The sequence below is a fragment of the Aureimonas fodinaquatilis genome (assembly GCF_008369445.1).
Classification (GTDB): domain Bacteria; phylum Pseudomonadota; class Alphaproteobacteria; order Rhizobiales; family Rhizobiaceae; genus Aureimonas; species Aureimonas fodinaquatilis.
Genome location: NZ_VTWH01000002.1, coordinates 609,591 through 626,896, shown reverse-complemented (window position 1 = coordinate 626,896; position 17,306 = coordinate 609,591). Strand labels below are relative to the sequence as shown.

Sequence of the window (17,306 nt, the reverse complement as noted above, 5' to 3'; positions counted from 1 at the left end):
GAGAGGAGACAATTATGGACAGAGACCAGTTGCGGATTGAGGTGGAGCACCGGCCGGTCGTGGTCAAGCATCATGATGCCGTCATCGCCAGCAGCGAGCACGCGTTGCTTGTGCATGGGCAGCGGGAAACGCCGATTTATTACCTTCCTTCGGCAGATGTCTATTTCGAGCAGATGGCGCGCACCGACGCGGTGGAAGACTTTCAATACTATTCCGTCACTGCCTCAGGCGGCGGCGTGGAAAGGGCAGCATGGCTTGTAGCTGATGGTTGCGGAGCCACTCTGCGCCTTGTGGACTATGTCGGGTTTGACCCCGACAAGTTGCACATCATCGCAGGGTAGAATTTAATTGGAGAGTGTGATGGATCAGCGCGATCGCGCTGGCGAAATCCATCCCCATTCGCTCGGCTTGATTTTCGACGTTGACGTGATTGTTGGCACAGGCAGGTTTTTGATGCTTCTGGCTGCCTATCTTGTCGTGTTCGGCGGGCCTTTCTGGGCGCTCGGTTCCTTCGGGTAATGGGTAAACGTGCGCATTGGCGCGTGGAGCCATCAGTAGGTAATGGTGACGAGCACTGTGTCAGTGTAGACAGATGGCGGGGGAGTGACCTGAGGCGGAACTCTTCCAAAAATCGGAACGCTCTGAATGGTGCCGTCGCCAGAGCCCGTTAACAGATCTGCCGCTGTTTCCCCCCATGGCTGAGTTCTGGCTGCGTTGCGATACAGTCCATAGACAACCTGCCGGCCATTAGGTGCCTGCATCCTTCGCTGCGCAGGGTTGGTGGCGGCTGTTCTGCCGCCATCCAGGGTTATTCGATAAGTGGTGCCGGGAGTGCATTGGACAGACAGATTGGTGGCTGCATCGATTGCGGTTCGAATGACGCCGGTGGTGCCAAAGTTCAACGGGGCGGCCGTGACGCTGCACTGCGATTCCACCCGCGCTGACACGTTGAAACTGGTTGTTGACCGTGCAGTCAGGGTTCCACAGCCAAGCAGCGCTGTGAGACCATAGTCCACATAGGCATTGTTGCCGGTGAAACTTGCTACATAGAGGCCCGGTGGTGGAATAGTCGCTCCGCGGTAGAGCCTGGCGTAGACCGGCGCGGAGTAATTGATCAGGTTTGCTACGAGCTGTGGCTGCCCCAGTGCCGGGGTGTCCCGTGCGCCAAATGGCACGGAGTAGCCTGCATCGCGAAACACATCAAATTCCAGAAAGGCACCGCCCGGCCCGAGCAGCCTGCGCCGTGGTGAAGACCCGACGCCGCCGGATCCGTAGCTGATGCTGGGGCAGAAAACCCCCAGCAGGCCGCAGTTCACTCCAACCTGTCCCACCGCCACGGCTGTCGTGGTTCGCAGCGGGTCAATCGAACCGAAATCAATGTTGGAAACGCTCATGGTGCATTGAGCCGCGGCCGGGGTGGCGATCAGAAGCAAAGCGCCGAGAGACAGCCAGAATCTCATCTAAAATTCCTCCAGAAATGCACAAACAACCTGGTCTATGACAACCTGCTCACCCGGTGATGGCGCGTAGAAAAACTGTGCCCGGCAACGGCGGCCATCGGGCAGTTGCAGGGTCGCGTCATTGCGCGCCGACAGTCCTGTGACATATGCCTGCCCGTCATACCCAACCAGAGCATCTTCGGTGACACCTGCTACCGAAACAACGGTGCCGACAGGGATCGGCTCCGATGGATTTTCCGTGCCATGGACAAACTCGACCAAAGCGGCCATCGGTGCGGCCTCAACCCCGAAATCCACCAGTACGCCGGAACGATCTGGCGGCGTTACCCGCAGGTTTGTCGCTTCGACCATTGCATCCACCGGCAGCGCCGATGGGTCGATGGAAACCGCATTCACTTCATAGGAGCGAAGGCGCGGCACAATCATTCGTCCGCCGGGCCCTGTTGTTCCTACCGGTCGGTTTTCGTGAGACACGACGACGCCCGGCGCACCGATGTCGACAATGGCGAATGCATCATCCACCCAGTTGGTGGCAAACACACCACCGCCAGCCGCCACGATTGAACCCGTCGCATTGATGGTGGCGTCATAACGATCGTCAAATTGTGAAACTGTTGCTGCAACTCGCGCATATTCGCCTCGATAGCTGCCAGCCAGATCACGGATTGTGCGACTGCCCTGACCGGCGCGGATCCGCCAGCCATAGTCGCCGGTTTCCCAGCCTTCCGGTCGAATTGCGTCAATAGTTCCATATGTTCCATCTTCCGCGGCCGATGCGCTGGCGGTCACACTGACCTTTTGTCCGATGGGAACAGTCAAGCCGACAAATGCGCCAAACGCGTCATCATTCAGCGACGTAAAGCCAGAGGCGAAGATATTGGTGTGTTTCAGAATTGAACGCGAATAGGTGGCTCCCAACAGGGCCGTTTCGTCACCAAGCGCTGTTTCCAGGCGTGTGTAATTGAAGTTGATGAAGCTGTCGTCGAAGGGAAGGGGCAGAGAGACCGCCAACTGGTCAATTGCGCGCGCAGGGCGACCAAGTCCCAACAGCCATATGTCGTCAAAAACATCCGTAAAAGGTGCGGCCGTGACGGATGCTATATCGTCATACTCGCCAAAACTGCGCTGCATCCGACCGGAAATCCGGGCTTCAAAAATATCAAACTCCAGCGAAGCGGCTGCCAGCATACCTTGCCCCGCAGAGCTTGTGCTGCCCGCGGCTGCCAGGCTGGCAACACCAAAGGGGCCCAAGCCAAACACCACACCTGCGCCGCCGTTCAGCAGGTCTTCGCCGCCTTCAACATGGCCTTCAACAGTCAGCCAGTCATTCCACCCGTAGCGAAATGTTGCTGACCCCATCAGACGATCATCATAGTCGAACGAGTTGACCCCATAGAAAAGCCGGGCAAACCCTGCCTCAACCGAATAGTCAAACAGACCGGGCGCCAGCAGGCTGCCGGTAGCAAAAAACGCTGAATCGGAGACGACCTCTTGGCCTTGTGCGTCGCGCACAACCAGACGGGCGGTCCCGCTGCCCGTAACAACCGGCAAGTCCGTTATTCGAAAGGGCCCGGCTGGCACATCGCCCGAATATCGGCGCGCATTGTCAATATAGACTTCAACCGAGGATGGAACGGCAGCGCTGCCGGATATTGCCGGAATGGGAAACGTCACCAGATCCGGCCGCAAGCCGAAATCGCGCGATATCTGGACACCGCCCAATCTTACCGGGCGTGTCCAGGAAAGACCGCCGGTGATCAGGTCACCGGCAGTGTAGCTGCGCATGACATCCACGTCGGAATAGGACCAGGTTGTATCCAACCGCCGTGATCCGTAAAATCCCTCGTCATCGGTCTGCGCGACAAAACTGCCGGATATCACCCCGAAGCGTCCGAAAATTCTGGGTTCAAACTGACCGGAAAGTCCTTCAAACGTAAAAATGTCGGTTGCATCGCCGCCGCCTGCACCGGCAAGAAGCGAGTAATTCACCAGCGCTCCCGTCAACGCCGCATCGGGCTGCGGCCTTTGAACTGCGGCGCTGACGGCACTCACTTTTCGCTCGGAGCGGGCGTTTTCGACAGCTTCAAAGTGGATGGACTGTGTGGCCTCGTCATAACGGAAGCTGACGCCCTGGAGATGTTGCAGGTTGACCATGCCGTCGGCGTCCGTCGCCAGCGACCGGGTGGAGATTCCAACATTGTCCAACTGCAGAGCATCGCCAGCCAGCCGTCCGTCCGGCGTCTCGCGAAACGCCGCGATGTACTCTGTGGACACACCATTGATGAAGACTTCAAGATACAAATCTCGAGCCTGAGCCACACTCGACAGGAGCATCACCCAGAGCAAGGCGGTCAACCGCAATGCCGCGAGCCGATAACCGGAACGGGCCATTTTACAAGGGTTCAGTCAGAGAAAACGACGGGGATAGAGTGCCGGACGACAACTGCCACCGTTCCTGGTTGCATGCGCCGTCTGTCGGGCACTTCATCTACCAGAACGCGATAGGTCTGCCGGGTATCCACTGGCCCCCGGGAAACACGCACTATCCGCACAAGGTTTTCAGCTCCGGGGCTGAGGGTGGTTATAGGCGGGCTGGCCACAACATCCCGTGTTGGCTCCAGTTGAAAGCCGGTGCCGCGTGGAATGGACCGAAAAACGCGAACCTGGACGCTGACGGGGTGGCGATCCTCGTTGCGAACCCGCACGGTAGATGCATCACCGCCGCTTAGCTCCACCCTGGTAGGTGAGACGCGGATTGAGCTGGCGTCAGCCAGCGTTGGCAAAGCAATACATAAAACGGCTGACAGCACAGTGATCGGTCGAATGAACATTTCGTGCCTCCCGGCATGGTGAGGTGAAGCAGGATCAGTGGAGCGCGGCGGATTTGCACCTCCGGGACTGGAAGTTCAGGCGGAGTGCTGAACCTGCAGTTCCATGGTCTGGAAAATGATCAGTAGATGATTGTGGCTGTTACCACGTCTGTGTAGACACCAGCCGCGGGTGCGGTGGCCTGAGGTGGAACCCGTCCGTAAACTGGCACTGTGTCTATGCCACCGGTGCCTGTGCCAGCCAGTGGCGTGCCTTCGGCTGTTGTGCCCCACACGGTGGTCCGCGCCGCATCCGTAAACAGGGAATAGGTCACGACGCCACCCGCTCCACTGGTCAACAACCGTGTCGTGGGCGTTCCGCCGGCACCTGTGCCGCCATTAAGCTCGATTGTATAGGGTGTGCCTGAAGTGCACTGGACCGATATCGTGGTGTCGGCGTCAACATTGGCCGTCAGCACACCCGAAGTTGGAAAAGCCAGAGTTCCTCCACCAATGGTGCATTCACCTTCGATTGTCAGCGTGACATTCAAGGTTGCTGTGCTCGTTTGAGCTGATGCCTGACTGGCGATGGCGGAAAACACCATCGCACCAAAAAATACTGTGTTTCGACGCAAGTTCATGCGGCACTCCGTTCCAAATGCGTCAGCCGGGGTTGCCAGCCGGACGATGATGGATCATAAGCCGAAAGAAGTAGATGCGGTGTTGCCGTAAAGTCATTCAAAACAAAGCCGGCTAAAAAGAGCATTCATTTATAATATTGAAAAATACCTTTCAGGCCGTCCGGTATCTTAATTCCTGGCCCAGAACGCATTGCGTGACATCCACCTCCAGTGGCACCTCGTCAAAGCCCAGCAATGTGCGCCGCACCTCCAGAACAGACTCCTGCGCATCAAGCTCCAGAAGCGAGGCAGATATCTGTGTTGGCTCACTCACGCACGCATACTCTTCCTTGCTGACGGCAATCTGCCCTGCAACGACGCCATGGGCCGCGGACAGGCGCAGATCCTGCAAACTGGGTATCTGTTCCTGGGCAACAACAAATGCGGTTTCGACCGCGAAAATGCGGTTGCCATATGTTCTGGAGCGAATGATGCACAACAGCTCCTGCACATGGCCCAAACGGCGCGCGGCATAGCCAGCACGTTCTGCGCTGATTTTTTCAATTGAGATGATGTCCACCTTGCCGCCCACGGGGTCGCCATTATGGTCCACGAAGCTCATCAGAGCCGATGCGCGTTTGTCGGGATCGGCACCCACCATTTTGCGATGGCCTTTCAGGCGAACAATCAGGTTCAATTGCTCCAGAACATCGAATGCGCGACGCACGGTCGGCACGCTGACGCCAAATTCTTCAGCAACAAGAGCATCGCTTTTCAGTATACGCCCGCGCGGCCAGCGGCCATTGACAATGCGCCGATAGAATTCCTCTGCTAATATCTGGTATGGCGGAATATGCGATAAGCTTCCAGGTCTGTAAGGTCTACCCATGCCAACACCTCCCGTTTCTATTCTCTAACTAGAAAATGAACAGGGTCAGCGTAGATGTTACCTCTACTATGTACGCTACCGTTCACGGAGCGCTTCGCTTGCTCTGTTCAATGGTTTCAATAAATATCGAAGTACGGATTTTGTTCCAGTCCTAATATCAGCAGTTGCAATCATTCCGGGAACTATAGCAAAGCTTTGACCTTCAGTGTTAACGAGAGCGTCTGACGCGGTTCTCACAAAAACGCGATAGTAAAAGATGTTCGGATCAATTTCGTCACGAATAGTGTCGGGAGAGATAGAGCTGACATAGCCTTCCAGCCCACCAAATATAGCGTAATCATAGGCTGTAATCTTGACGTTCGCCGCCTGTCCCGGGTGGATGAACGCAATATCGCGTGGCGAGACACGCGCTTCAATCAACAGTTGATCATCCAGCGGAACAATCTCCATCAGGACGCCATTTGGCGGCACCACACCGCCAACGGTTGATACCTCGATGTTTTTCACAATTCCGCGTACCGGCGAGCGGTGGGTCAGGCGCGACAATGTATCGTTTCGCCCTTCAACAACGGGTCGGAGCGCCGACACTTCCGCGTTGGCCTTGGAGAGTTCCTCGCGCGAGCGCACGATGTACTCGGAGCGCAGTTCAACCTGTTGAAGTTCAAGCTCCACAAGCTGTCGCCTGAGCCGCAGCACCTCGACCGTGCTGGCTGCGCCTATCGTGGAAAGGTCTTCGTTGATCGACAGCTCGCTTTGGACAAGCTCAGTCGATTCTCGCACCCATCGAAGCGCGTCATTCAAACTGCTTCTTCTTGCCTCAAACAGCTCTCTCTCGGCACGCATAAGGTGCGGAAAGGCATCCAACTCACTGGGAAAGGACAGCTCCGTTCGGTTGACTTCAGCCGACAGGCGGGCTGCGCTGGCCATGGCGGCGCGGTAGCGTGCGGCACTTTCCTCGACGTTGGATCGCGATTGCTTCGGATCAAGCTGTGCGAGCAACTGACCCGCTTCCACGACGTCATCCTGACGTACGTGAAGAGACGACAGGATGCCGCCCTCCAGCGATTGAATGACCTGCTCGCGCGTTGTTGGGACAACCCGGCCGGTGCCGGATGCCACCTCGTCCAGGGTGGCGAAATACGCCCAGGCGGCAGCGATGCAGAAGAAAACCGCGACAAGCGTCACTATCCGGCGAGAGCGCGAAAACGTGACGTCGTCGGCGTCATCCAGAAGGTCAGTCTGATGGTTCCACGCGGTCATCGGGTGCTAACCTTCCATGCGGACTGTGGATGCGTTGGCACGCTCTGCCATACCCGTGGCAACATTTCTGACGTTCCTGAGAGAGGCGAGGGCTTTCTCCTTGGCATCGTCAAGCGAAATGCGCCCCCTTTCGATAACGAGTATCCGGTCAGCCAGGTCAAGCACGCGCATTCTGTGCGTTGCCACAATGACCGTTCTGCCGCGGGCCCATTTGCTGAAATGCTCGATGAAATGCCGTTCGGAAATCTCATCCATGGCGGCTGTTGGTTCATCCAGCAATATGATACGGGGCTGACGCAGCAGCAGTCTCGCCAGAAGCAACGCCTGCTTCTGGCCTCCGGAAAGCCCGGCCCCACCCTCCTGGATGGGATAGTCCATGCCCTGCGGCAGGCGGGCAATAAACTCATCTGCGCCGACCATGCTGACAGCGTTGTGCATATCGGCGTGTGAAGCATGCGGTGCTCCAAGCAGGAGATTTTCTCTGATGGACCCGTAAAAGAGCCGGGAATTCTGGCTTGCAAAGCCGATCTGCGATCGAAGATCACCCGGATCGATCTGCCCGATCGACCGGTCGTCCAGCAACACTTCTCCCGATGCTGGCAGCATCATTCCCGACAAAGCGTGAAGAAGCGTCGACTTTCCGGCCCCGTTTCGGCCCAGCAGTGCGATCTTTTCTCCAGCGCCTATGGTCAGCGCACCAATGTGCAGCACGGTCGGTGTCGTCGGGTCGCCATATCGAAAAGTCGCTGATTTGAACTTGTAGCGCCCATCTGCTTCCGGTAGCGGCACCCGGCTTTCCAGTTCCGGGCTGTCCACCGGCTTTTTCATGATTTCATTGACCCCTGACAGGCCGACTTTGGCCTGCTGCAGGCGGCTGAGCACCTGCGTAATCTGGGCCATGGGCGCCATCATGCGTGAACCCAGAACCGATGCGGCAATCAGCGCGCCTGTTGTCATCTCTCCTGAAATGACCATTGGTGCCCCCAGACAGATCACCGAGGCAAAAACCCCGGTTTGAACCACCTGGGTCCACGCTATAAGACCGTTGGCCAGGCCGCGCAGTTTCAAATTGGCCTGGCTGGTCACGGCATTGCAGTGGTTCCACCGGCGCTGGAACCGGTCTTCCGCCTGCAGGCATTTTATATCTTCCAGCCCTTGCACTGCTTCAACCAGAATAGCATTGCGCAGTGCAGATTCCCGCATTGCTTCGCTGGTGAAGCGTCGAAGACGCGGCTGTGCAAGGATTCCCGGCGTTATCAGCAGAACGAGCGCCACCAGTGGCACCGCTACAAGAGGGCCACCAATGACCCAGAAAATGACAAGAAAAAGCAGAAAAAACGGCATGTCGGCAATTGCGGATACCGTGGTGGATGTCAGAAGCTCGCGAACCTGTTCCAGATCCCGCAATTGAGATATGAATGTGCCGGTTGCGGCCGGTCGCGCATCATTGCGCACGCGAAGCGCATGTCCAAAGACCAGATCGGACATGCGCAGGTCTGCGCGTTTTCCAAGCGTGTCAACGACGTTCATTCGGGCGCAGCGAAGAATGAAGTCGAACAGAAGCGCAACGATGACGCCCAGAAAAAGAACATAGAGCGTATGATAGGACTCCGCTGGAACCACCCTGTCATAAACCTGCATTGAAAAAATAACGCCCGCCAGACCAAGGCAGTTGGCCAGGAAGCTGGCCAGCATGACGTGGGTGTAGGGACGCATGTCGGACAGGATGATGCTGCGCAGCCAATTGGGACGAAATGGCTGTATGTACGCGTCAATACGGGCATCCGGTATTGCAAGTGCTGGCCGGGCAATGGCTGCGCGCGACAAGGCAGAGCACAGGCTTAAGACAGGGAAGGGGGATGCAAGACCCTCGTCGCCACTGAAGCGGATAAGGGCCATGCCCGAGGAGCTGATGCTTTCGACTACGCCTGTCCTGCCATCCCGCAGCTCGACGATTAACGGCAGCGACCAGCCCTGCGCTTTGGCCGGCAGGCTGGCCACAATTTTGACGTTCAGGCCAAGGCTGGTTGCCATTTCTCGAATGTCCCGGTCCTGTTCGGTCAGCTCCGTGAGAGCGGGTCTTGCAGTTCGGTAACCTGAAGGCAGTTCGTAATGGCGTGCAACGCGCCGAAGCGCTTCAAGCCAATTATTTGCATTGCTTGCGGGTTTGGGGCTGGCAACAACCAGCTTATCCTCATGTTTCATGGTTGGAACGTGACCCCTCTTAAAGAGGCGCCCTGCAATCCGAAGGCGGTTCGCAACTGCCCGGCGCTGTATTGGCAGTCCAGGCCCAGACGCTGAATATCGCCTGTCGTTCGCGCCACATCGAACCTTGCGGCATGCAACTCCTGTTCAGCGTTGAGCAGATCGAGAAGTGAGCGCGTGCCAAGCTCCAGATACTGTTTTCGGTACATATCCCGCGTTTCCCGCATTGTAGGTTCGCGCGTTCGTAGGGAAGCCAGAAGGCGGGACAGCGAGAGTGTCTGCTGGCGGGCCTCACGCAGTTTCCGTGTGGCTTCAAAACGGGCATTGTCCAGTCCGGCATTGGCCGCCTGCAATGCATTGGCAGCGGCGCGGTTCCGCGCGGCCGATGCACCGCCTTCAAAAATAGAGCTGCTCAGGCTGAGACCGCCCCGTATTTCCGTGCGTGAGTCGTCTTCGCCCAGAAGCAATTCATCCGATCCATTGTCGAGTATGTCGTAGCCGGCGCCCACCTCAACAGCCAGCGTAGGGAGGGCGCGTGCGCGGTTGCTGCGAAGCTGTGCCTGCGCCTCGCGCTGCTCTGCCAGAGCACGCTGCGCAGCAGGCACAGTATCGATGGAGAGCGAGGCTTTCTCGCATGCCGTCGCCAGACTGGCCGGCAATCTCGGGGCAAGGCCCGGCAGGCTATCTGCTCCGATCAAGGACACGAGCTCACTTTCCCATCGCTCCTGATCGGCGCGTATCTGTAATTCGGTGGATTGTGCCGCCTGAAGCCGCGCATTGGCCTGAACAGCATCAGATCGTGTGCTGGCACCCCGATCCGTGCGCTGATGGACCAGATCCGTGATGTCGGCGATGCCGCGCACCTGATCTTGCGCAACGGCAGCCAGTTCGCGGTTTCTGTAAACCTCAACCATCGCAGCGGCTGTTTCAAGAATAACATCATCAACTGTGATCAGCAGACTGGAACGGCTGGCATCATGCGCCGCTCTGGCTGCAGCCACGCTGCTCGACACTTTTCCAAAGTCGTACAGCATCTGCGACCCGGTGACGCTGAGCTGCGGGTTCCAGTTGCCTCGCCGTGATGCATCGTCGTGAACGGACGAAACGCCGCCGCGGACCTGCGGAAAATAGCCCGCACGCGCAACGTCGATTTCATCGCCGGCCTGATTGGTGCGGCTGGCCGCCTCACTGATCGTCGGGTGCCAGTCCACCGCCCGGACAACCGCTTTTTCCAGCGTCAAACCTTCGCCGGATGCCCCCGGGCGTGTCGACCTTTGCTCCGCTGCCGCACGCGGCTCAGATATTGTCTTTGCTGAAACAGTGCTTGCGGTTGCCGGCATGGCTGCGTCCAGATTGGCGGTTGTGCAGCCAGTGGCTGTCAGTGAAAGTGCTGCGGCAATGGCTGGAAATATCTTGCGCCCACGCCAGGAAGACATGTTTCCAGCAGATTGGCGCAAAAGCTCGTAGCCCTTGATTTTAATCAGGTTTTCCAGCCGCAACGGAATGTGTTTCTGCCGGGATTGATCAGGTTCTTCAAAGTGGGATGCAATGAACAATTCCATACGATCTCCAAACGCACGCACTGCCGTGCCGCGCCCGGAGGCGCGGCACTCCGGACTCACAGTCCGGATTGAGCATTGATCGATCGTTGCAGTTCATCCTCGACTGGCAGCGACGCCATATCGAAAATCGAATCTGCTGCAATCGTGCTGCTGTCGGGCAGGGTGATTGGTATGGGCTCATCTCCCATTTCGATCAGGCCGGCGTCGTCGCCGGAGATGAGAACGTCATCCAGTGTGGTTGCCTGTTGCTCGCTTTCGGCGGTGTTCTGAAGCAGCTCAGCGTCGAAACTGTCTGCCGAAAGCTCTTCGCCATCGGAAGCTGCATGTGTTTCAAGCGCTGCCAGCAAAACGACATCGTCAGGCGTGTCAGCTGCCTGTACCGTGGATACCGGAACAACCTCGGGCACACCTTGCTGAATTGTGATTGTCAGCAGGGCATCTGCTGTTTCGCCGTTTGGCCCGGTCAATCGATAGGAAAAAACGTCTACCATGCCCACATTGTCCAGACTTGCGTCTGGTGTGTAGACGTAGCTTCCATCAGCACGGATCAAAAGGTCGCCATAGTCGCCACTCAGAAGCGTACCGCCTGGGGCTGCAAGCTGGTAGTTGGTCCCATCCGCCGACACACTGATAAATGTCAGCGGAGAACCAGTCGTGTCATCGCTCAGAACGTTGCCGGTGGCCGTGGTTGTTCGCCCTGCGGTGAAGACATCCAGGTCCGTGTCCACGAATGTGATATCGCCCCTGACGTTCTCAACAAGTCCAATGCCGCTGTTGGCAACTCGCAACCGGTAGCTGCCGGCACCAAGATCGTTGATCTCTGCCTGAACACGACCGCCGACAAGACCGACGATATCAATGAGATTACCGTTGCCGGAAGCGCCGATCTGAACCCAGCGTCCGTCAATAAATTGCTCCAGACTGAAGCGAATATTCTGAAGCAGCCCCGCCACGCTTGCTGTGCCGATGGAAATTGTCAGGTCCGACTGGATGCCATCGTCGATGGAAAACAGATAGTTCTGCGATCCGCCCAACAGCAGTGTCGTGTAGTTGATAACTCCGACACGGGTCTCGGGCGGCGCCTCAAGCGGCACGCTTTCCACCAGAGCAATTCCGGCATTGTCCGTCGCGGTCACAATCGTTGCCGGCTGTGCAGGATCAAGATCGCTCCAGACCGTTGTTGTCTCCGGATTTTCCACTCTGACATAAAGTGTTGCCTGCGAAGTCTGGCCGTTCGGATGGATAAGGCTGTAGGAAAAACTATCCACGAGGCCGATGGATGCCGCTGAAGGATTTGGCGCGTAAGTGAAACTGCCATCAGGTTGCAGGGTCAGAATGCCGTATGCGCCTTCGACAATCGTCGTGGTGGTGACTGCCTGAAAACTGCCGTCGCCGGTATCAATATGCAGAACCGCCAGACCATCCGGACCCAATGAGTCAGGAAAACCGTCTGAACCGTCGAGCAGGTTTCCGGCAGCGGGCGGTCCTGCAGATGCAATGAATTCGGTCAGACTCGCGTCGGTAAAGTCAGCGCTGAGCGAAACTTCAGTCAACGCGCCGAGCAGTCCGCCGCCGCCGTAAACAAGGCGATACGAGCTCGCCGGCAGATCCGTCGCGTCAATGCGCACGGAATTGCCGCCAAGATAGAGAAGGTCAAGCAAACCTCCGGTACCGGTTCCTCCGACTGTCTGCCACTGGCCGTCGATAAACACTTCCAGAATACCAAAGGCATTGCTCAGTACGCCGGCAAGACTGGAAATTTCGATGAGGAAGGATGCGTCGGATTCAGTTCCAACGGCGACATCAAACTCGAACGCCTGGCTGAAGTTTCCAAGGTTGAGGATGACGGTATCCACCTGCGAACCCTCTCGGGTCGTCGTTACCGGTGTCAGAACAATCGTCGCTGCCACTATATCATCATAGGCAGCCACCAGATCATCCGCCGGGTTCAGATCCGGCGCCGTGACGGTTGCCGCGGGTGAACCATTTCCGGCCAGATCGGTCTGAAATACCCGAAGAATCTGGCCGTTATCCTGCGGCGGCACCAAACTCACTGTAAATGTGCCGTCGGTGTTAACAAAGCCAGTTCCGACGGTGGCACCGCCGGCCCCGCGCACGAGCACCGATGCGTTCGGTTCCCCTGTTCCAGTCAGGAAGGCACCACCCTCAACGACCTCCAGATCAGCCGGAGGCGCTGGCGGTGTTACATCAGGGGCAATCACGGACGAGGCGGGTGAGGTGTTGGCGGCAAGGTCAGTCAAAAACACGTCGAGACTCTGACTGTCTATCTGCGCCGGATCAAGAGTGACGCTGAATGTTCCATCGGCAAGGACACTGCCCGTGCCCAGAAGCACACCGCCTATCCCAAGAACAGTCACAGCCGCCAATGGCTCGCCGCGACCGGTGACAACCAGCCCGTCGGCAGACACAACCAGCAAGTCGGCTGGCAAGGGCGGTGTATCGTCGGGTGCATTCACCGTGGCGGAGGGCGAAATGTTTCCTCCCTCATCCTGTTGCGTCAGGGTCAACAACTCATTGTTGAGCTGCGGCACGCTCAGCTCGATGGTGAAGCTACCGTCCAGGTCCACCACACCATCGCCAAGGAATTGGCTGTTCGGTCCATAAACGACCACGGTGGCGCCAATCTCACCAGAACCGGAAACGAAGGCGCCGTCTTCCGAAACGACCAGATTTGTCACTGGTGCCGGGGCCGTCAGGTCCGGCGTGCTGGCGGTCCCGGGCAGCGATTCATTATCCGCTGCGTCAATAGAAATGACCGACAGCGGCAATCCCTCAACCTGGGGTGTCGCCAGTTCAATCGTAAATGATCCGTCAGCCAGAATAACTCCCTCACCAACGACATCACCAGCCGAATTTGTTGCAACAACCCGTGTGTCTGGCTCGCCAAAGCCGCTCAGGAATTCGCCGTCTTCATCCACCTGAAGGCCGAATGGTGCAATTGGCAGTGTCACATCGGGTGCGCTGACGGCACCGGGAGGTGAGACAAGGCCCACAGCATCGGTCTGGGTAACAGTGAGTTCCTCACCATTGAGCAGCGGCGTTGGCAGAGCAATGGTGAAGGTTCCATCCTCGTCGACGGTGCCGGTAAGGTCCAGCCCATCAGGCCCGGTGACGGAGACAGACGCTCCGGCTTCACCGGTTCCGGTCAGGCTGAGGCCATCGGGCGTGATCAGCAGATCACCCGGAATGGCCGGTGGCGTTACATCGGGTGCGCTGACGGCGCCGGGAGGTGAGACAAGGCCCGCAGCATCGGTCTGGGTAACGGTGAGTTCCTCACCATTGAGCAGCGGTGTTGGCAGAGCGATGGTGAAGGTTCCATCCTCTTCAACGGTGCCGGTCAGGTCCAGCCCATCAGGCCCGGTGACAGAAACAGACGCTCCGGCTTCACCGGTTCCGGTAAGGCTGAGGCCATCGGGCGCAACCAGCAGATCACCCGGAATGGCTGGTGGCATCACATCCGGTGCGCTGACGGCGCCGGGGGGTGAGACAAGGCCCGCAGCATCGGTCTGGGTGACGGTGAGTTCCTCACCATTGAGCAGCGGTGTTGGCAGAGCGATGGTGAAGGTTCCATCCTCGTCCACGGTGCCGGTGAGGTCCAACCCATCAGGGCCGGTGACAGAAACAGACGCTCCGGCTTCACCGGTTCCGGTAAGGCTGAGGCCATCGGGCGCAACCAGCAGATCACCCGGAATGGCTGGTGGCGTCACATCCGGTGCGCTGACGGCGCCGGGAGGTGAGACAAGGCCCGCAGCATCGGTCTGGGTAACGGTGAGTTCCTCACCATTGAGCAGCGGTGTTGGCAGAGCGATGGTGAAGGTTCCATCCTCGTCCACGGTGCCGGTGAGGTCCAGCCCATCAGGCCCGGTGACAGAGACAGACGCTCCGGCTTCACCGGTTCCGGTGAGGCTGAGGCCATCGGGCGTGATCAGCAGATCACCCGGAATGGCTGGCGGTGTCACATCGGGTGCGCTGACGACGCCGGGAGGTGAGACAAGGCCTGCGGCATCGGTCTGGGTAACGGTGATTTCCTCACCATTGAGCAGCGGTGTTGGCAGAGCGATGGTGAAGGTTCCATCCTCGTCCACGGTACCGGTAAGGTCCAGCCCATCAGGACCGGTGACGGAGACAGACGCTCCGGCTTCACCGGTTCCGGTAAGGCTGAGACCATCGGGCGTAACCAGCAGATCACCCGGAATGGCCGGCGGCGTCACATCGGGTGCAATGCCAAAGCCGGGTTCCGAAGTGTTTCCTGAGGCATTGGTCTGAGTGACAGTGACGACTTCGCCATTGAGCAGGGGCGTGGGGAGGGGGATAACAAATGTCCCGTCCTCATTGACCTCGCCGCTCGCAACAAGGCCATCCGGCCCTGTGACGTTAACAGCGGCTCCCGCTTCTCCGTTACCGGAAAGGCTCAGGCCATTAGCGGCCACGGTAATATCCGTTGGAGCGTCTGGCGTTGCCGTTTCGGGGGGAGTCAGGTCAGGTGCACTCGCAAAGCCAGGGCTGGACGTATTTCCTGACGCGTCAGTTTGAGTGGCAGTGAGAATTTCGCCGTCAATCTGAGCCGGAACGAGGGAAATCTGGAATGTACCGGCAGCAGAGACAGGCGCCGTGCCAAGAATAACACCGGCAGCATTCGTTACCTGAACTGTGGAGCCGGGTTCGCCGGTTCCTGTCAGGATCGATCCGTCTGCCGAAACCGACAGATTATCCGGCGCTGGCGGTGCTGTGATGTCGGGTGCCAATACCAGTGCCGGCGATGACATCTGACCCTGATTGTCTGAGGCGACGACGGTGAGCACCTCTCCGTCAACTTGTGGAGGTTGAAGAACGACCGCAAATGTCCCGTCCGGATTTACGATGCCGACACCGATATTGATGCCATCCGCACTGACAACAACGACGGAGGTGCCGGGCTGTCCTGAGCCAGTGAGCAGCGTTCCATCCGGGCTTACTGCGAGATTTGCAGGCGTTGATGGCATAACTGGCGGAACTGGCAAAACTGGATCTGGCGGAGAAATTGGCGGCTGCGCGCCGCCACCGCTGCTGCCTGATGAGCCAGCAGCAATTGCCACGCCTCCGATGGCCGCGGCCCCGAGTGCGCCAAGCAGAGCGCCCGCAGGAATTCCGCCCAAACCACCCGCACCGCCGATAAGCTGGTCGACGGAGCCTATCTCGGTCAGAGCCACTCCCGACGAACCATCTAACCCCTCGGCCCAGTATAGCGTGCCGTCATCCGCGCGCAGGACAAGGTCATTGTCCTGGCCAGCAGCAAAGAAGTTCTGGATCAGAATTGTTTCGCCGGATTCCAGCCTTATCAGAAGATCGTTGCCGACACGGTCTAAGGATGCGACATCACCTGGAGATAGCTGAACTTCCACTACGCTGGCGTCGTTCAGCAGAATACTATTTGAAACGGTGCTTTGCGAAGATCCATCAGCCTTCGACGTAACCTTGATTACCATGAGTACTCTCTCCCAATGCCGGTCCGAAAACCTCTTTCAGGAGTAATATGAGAGTACTTCTTTGGTTGGAGGGTGATGCAACTGCAACGACAGAACGCGGGTCGTTAAAAATAGAGGTAGTTTATCCTTTAATGGACATGGGAAGTTTCAGTAATATTGATGTTTTTTGATGATAAAAAACCCGCAGCGAAAGCATTTCGCTGCGGGTTCTGTGATTGCTCGGCGAAGATATCAGCCAACTGGTTGTCTGGTCAAAGAGCTTTCCAGCCCCCAGAAAAAGTTGATCAGGAATGCTACAGCGAAGGACAGGGCCTGGCTCACCACCAATACAATGACCGCCTGACGGAAATTCATGCCAAAAGCCATGGCGACGAGAATGGTAACAACCACCTGCGCGACACCAACCACAATGATGGTCTGGGCCATAACCTGCAGGCCAAGGCCGATAAGAACTGAGGCCAAGACGGCCAGAACACCATGCAAGACATTCGCCTTGGCAATTTTGGCGCCCCATGCACCACCTGCCAAAGCGACCAGACTGTAAATCAAAGTACCAATCGAGATCATTTCCCCAACTCCAACGCAACTAAAACTGATCTATCTCAGGATGTGAAAAAGGCCCCGATTGGACGGGGCCTTTGATGCTTACCAGGATTGACGACCATACCAATCGTCAACGTCTTTCTTCACTTCGTCCTTGGCTTTGCCATAACGTTCCTGAAGCTTCCCCTCAAGCTGTTCACGATTGCCGTTGATCTGGGTGATATCATCGTCGGTGAGTTTACCCCACTGTTCTTTGACTTTACCGGAAAATTGCTTCCAGCTGCCCTCAACACGATTCCAATCCATAACAAGCTCTCCTTTCGCAGTTGAAAGGATAATGACGCAGGGGCGTGTGAGTTCCCATAAGGTGCGGCATTTTCTGCGTCAGCTTAATTTACTGGCGGGCGATGGTGGGCGCGACAGGGATCGAACCTGCCGCCCTGCGCTTCTGGGAACAGGGCCACTTGTAAAAGG

General features: G+C 57.6%; 13 protein-coding genes. 2 read left to right on the top strand and 11 right to left on the bottom strand.

Translation table 11 applies throughout. The annotated features are described in order from the left end of the window. Nucleotides 1–14 precede the first annotated feature (14 nt). Together FPY71_RS08925 and FPY71_RS18475 are read left to right on the top strand one after the other, a co-directional pair. The gene (locus tag FPY71_RS08925; RefSeq protein ID WP_149299739.1) at nucleotides 15–341 is read left to right on the top strand and encodes a DUF427 domain-containing protein; all 327 of its coding nucleotides are present in this window, start codon (nucleotides 15–17) and stop codon (nucleotides 339–341) included. A 19-nt stretch (nucleotides 342–360) separates the two neighbouring features. After that, a complete protein-coding gene (locus FPY71_RS18475; RefSeq protein WP_188052278.1) occupies nucleotides 361–519 on the top strand; it encodes a hypothetical protein in 159 nt (52 codons plus the stop codon). Nucleotides 520–551: 32 nt separating this feature from the next. Here the strand turns inward: FPY71_RS18475 and FPY71_RS08920 are convergent, their stop codons facing one another. The 11 genes from FPY71_RS08920 to FPY71_RS08870 all read right to left on the bottom strand — a co-directional run bounded on the left by FPY71_RS08920 (nucleotide 552) and on the right by FPY71_RS08870 (nucleotide 17,138). Beyond that, nucleotides 552–1,460 (bottom strand): Csu type fimbrial protein, encoded by a 909-nt coding sequence (locus FPY71_RS08920; protein ID WP_149299737.1) that lies wholly within the window; start codon nucleotides 1,458–1,460, stop codon nucleotides 552–554. Beyond that, nucleotides 1,461–3,851, bottom strand: a complete 2,391-nt coding sequence (locus FPY71_RS08915) for a fimbria/pilus outer membrane usher protein (RefSeq protein WP_149299735.1) — start codon at nucleotides 3,849–3,851, stop codon at nucleotides 1,461–1,463. Nucleotides 3,852–3,862: 11 nt separating this feature from the next. After that, entirely contained in the window at nucleotides 3,863–4,291 is a 429-nt protein-coding gene (locus tag FPY71_RS08910; protein ID WP_149299733.1) for a fimbrial biogenesis chaperone, read from the bottom strand. 119 nt (nucleotides 4,292–4,410) lie between these two features. Next, nucleotides 4,411–4,908 carry a Csu type fimbrial protein gene (locus FPY71_RS08905; protein WP_149299731.1) on the bottom strand — a complete coding sequence of 166 codons (498 nt, stop codon included), beginning with the start codon at nucleotides 4,906–4,908 and terminating at the stop codon, nucleotides 4,411–4,413. Nucleotides 4,909–5,059: 151 nt separating this feature from the next. Then, a complete protein-coding gene (locus tag FPY71_RS08900; RefSeq protein WP_149299729.1) occupies nucleotides 5,060–5,776 on the bottom strand; it encodes a GntR family transcriptional regulator in 717 nt (238 codons plus the stop codon). Nucleotides 5,777–5,851: 75 nt separating this feature from the next. Next, entirely contained in the window at nucleotides 5,852–7,036 is a 1,185-nt protein-coding gene (locus FPY71_RS08895) for a beta-barrel domain-containing protein (protein WP_149299727.1), read from the bottom strand. A 6-nt stretch (nucleotides 7,037–7,042) separates the two neighbouring features. Next, nucleotides 7,043–9,241, bottom strand: a complete 2,199-nt coding sequence (locus FPY71_RS08890; RefSeq protein WP_149299725.1) for a type I secretion system permease/ATPase — start codon at nucleotides 9,239–9,241, stop codon at nucleotides 7,043–7,045. Further along, the gene (locus FPY71_RS08885) at nucleotides 9,238–10,803 is read right to left on the bottom strand and encodes a TolC family outer membrane protein (RefSeq protein ID WP_149299723.1); all 1,566 of its coding nucleotides are present in this window, start codon (nucleotides 10,801–10,803) and stop codon (nucleotides 9,238–9,240) included. The genes FPY71_RS08890 and FPY71_RS08885 overlap by 4 nt, the downstream gene beginning before the upstream one ends. A gap of 56 nt (nucleotides 10,804–10,859) precedes the next feature. Next, nucleotides 10,860–16,289 carry a BapA/Bap/LapF family large adhesin gene (locus tag FPY71_RS08880; RefSeq protein ID WP_149299721.1) on the bottom strand — a complete coding sequence of 1,810 codons (5,430 nt, stop codon included), beginning with the start codon at nucleotides 16,287–16,289 and terminating at the stop codon, nucleotides 10,860–10,862. A 231-nt stretch (nucleotides 16,290–16,520) separates the two neighbouring features. Further along, a complete protein-coding gene (locus tag FPY71_RS08875) occupies nucleotides 16,521–16,856 on the bottom strand; it encodes a hypothetical protein (protein ID WP_149299720.1) in 336 nt (111 codons plus the stop codon). 78 nt (nucleotides 16,857–16,934) lie between these two features. Next, on the bottom strand, nucleotides 16,935–17,138 hold the full coding sequence (locus tag FPY71_RS08870; protein WP_149299718.1) for a CsbD family protein: 204 nt from the start codon (nucleotides 17,136–17,138) through the stop codon (nucleotides 16,935–16,937). Nucleotides 17,139–17,306: the final 168 nt, after the last annotated feature.

What these genes read in the sequence shown, in the direction of transcription:
- FPY71_RS08925 (WP_149299739.1), top strand. Translation starts at nt 15, where the DNA reads ATGGACAGAGACCAGTTGCGGATTGAGGTGGAGCACCGGCCGGTCGTG.
- FPY71_RS18475 (WP_188052278.1), top strand. Translation starts at nt 361, where the DNA reads ATGGATCAGCGCGATCGCGCTGGCGAAATCCATCCCCATTCGCTCGGC.
- FPY71_RS08920 (WP_149299737.1), bottom strand. Translation starts at nt 1,460, where the DNA reads ATGAGATTCTGGCTGTCTCTCGGCGCTTTGCTTCTGATCGCCACCCCG.
- FPY71_RS08915 (WP_149299735.1), bottom strand. Translation starts at nt 3,851, where the DNA reads ATGGCCCGTTCCGGTTATCGGCTCGCGGCATTGCGGTTGACCGCCTTG.
- FPY71_RS08910 (WP_149299733.1), bottom strand. Translation starts at nt 4,291, where the DNA reads ATGTTCATTCGACCGATCACTGTGCTGTCAGCCGTTTTATGTATTGCT.
- FPY71_RS08905 (WP_149299731.1), bottom strand. Translation starts at nt 4,908, where the DNA reads ATGAACTTGCGTCGAAACACAGTATTTTTTGGTGCGATGGTGTTTTCC.
- FPY71_RS08900 (WP_149299729.1), bottom strand. Translation starts at nt 5,776, where the DNA reads ATGGGTAGACCTTACAGACCTGGAAGCTTATCGCATATTCCGCCATAC.
- FPY71_RS08895 (WP_149299727.1), bottom strand. Translation starts at nt 7,036, where the DNA reads ATGACCGCGTGGAACCATCAGACTGACCTTCTGGATGACGCCGACGAC.
- FPY71_RS08890 (WP_149299725.1), bottom strand. Translation starts at nt 9,241, where the DNA reads ATGAAACATGAGGATAAGCTGGTTGTTGCCAGCCCCAAACCCGCAAGC.
- FPY71_RS08885 (WP_149299723.1), bottom strand. Translation starts at nt 10,803, where the DNA reads ATGGAATTGTTCATTGCATCCCACTTTGAAGAACCTGATCAATCCCGG.
- FPY71_RS08880 (WP_149299721.1), bottom strand. Translation starts at nt 16,289, where the DNA reads ATGGTAATCAAGGTTACGTCGAAGGCTGATGGATCTTCGCAAAGCACC.
- FPY71_RS08875 (WP_149299720.1), bottom strand. Translation starts at nt 16,856, where the DNA reads ATGATCTCGATTGGTACTTTGATTTACAGTCTGGTCGCTTTGGCAGGT.
- FPY71_RS08870 (WP_149299718.1), bottom strand. Translation starts at nt 17,138, where the DNA reads ATGGATTGGAATCGTGTTGAGGGCAGCTGGAAGCAATTTTCCGGTAAA.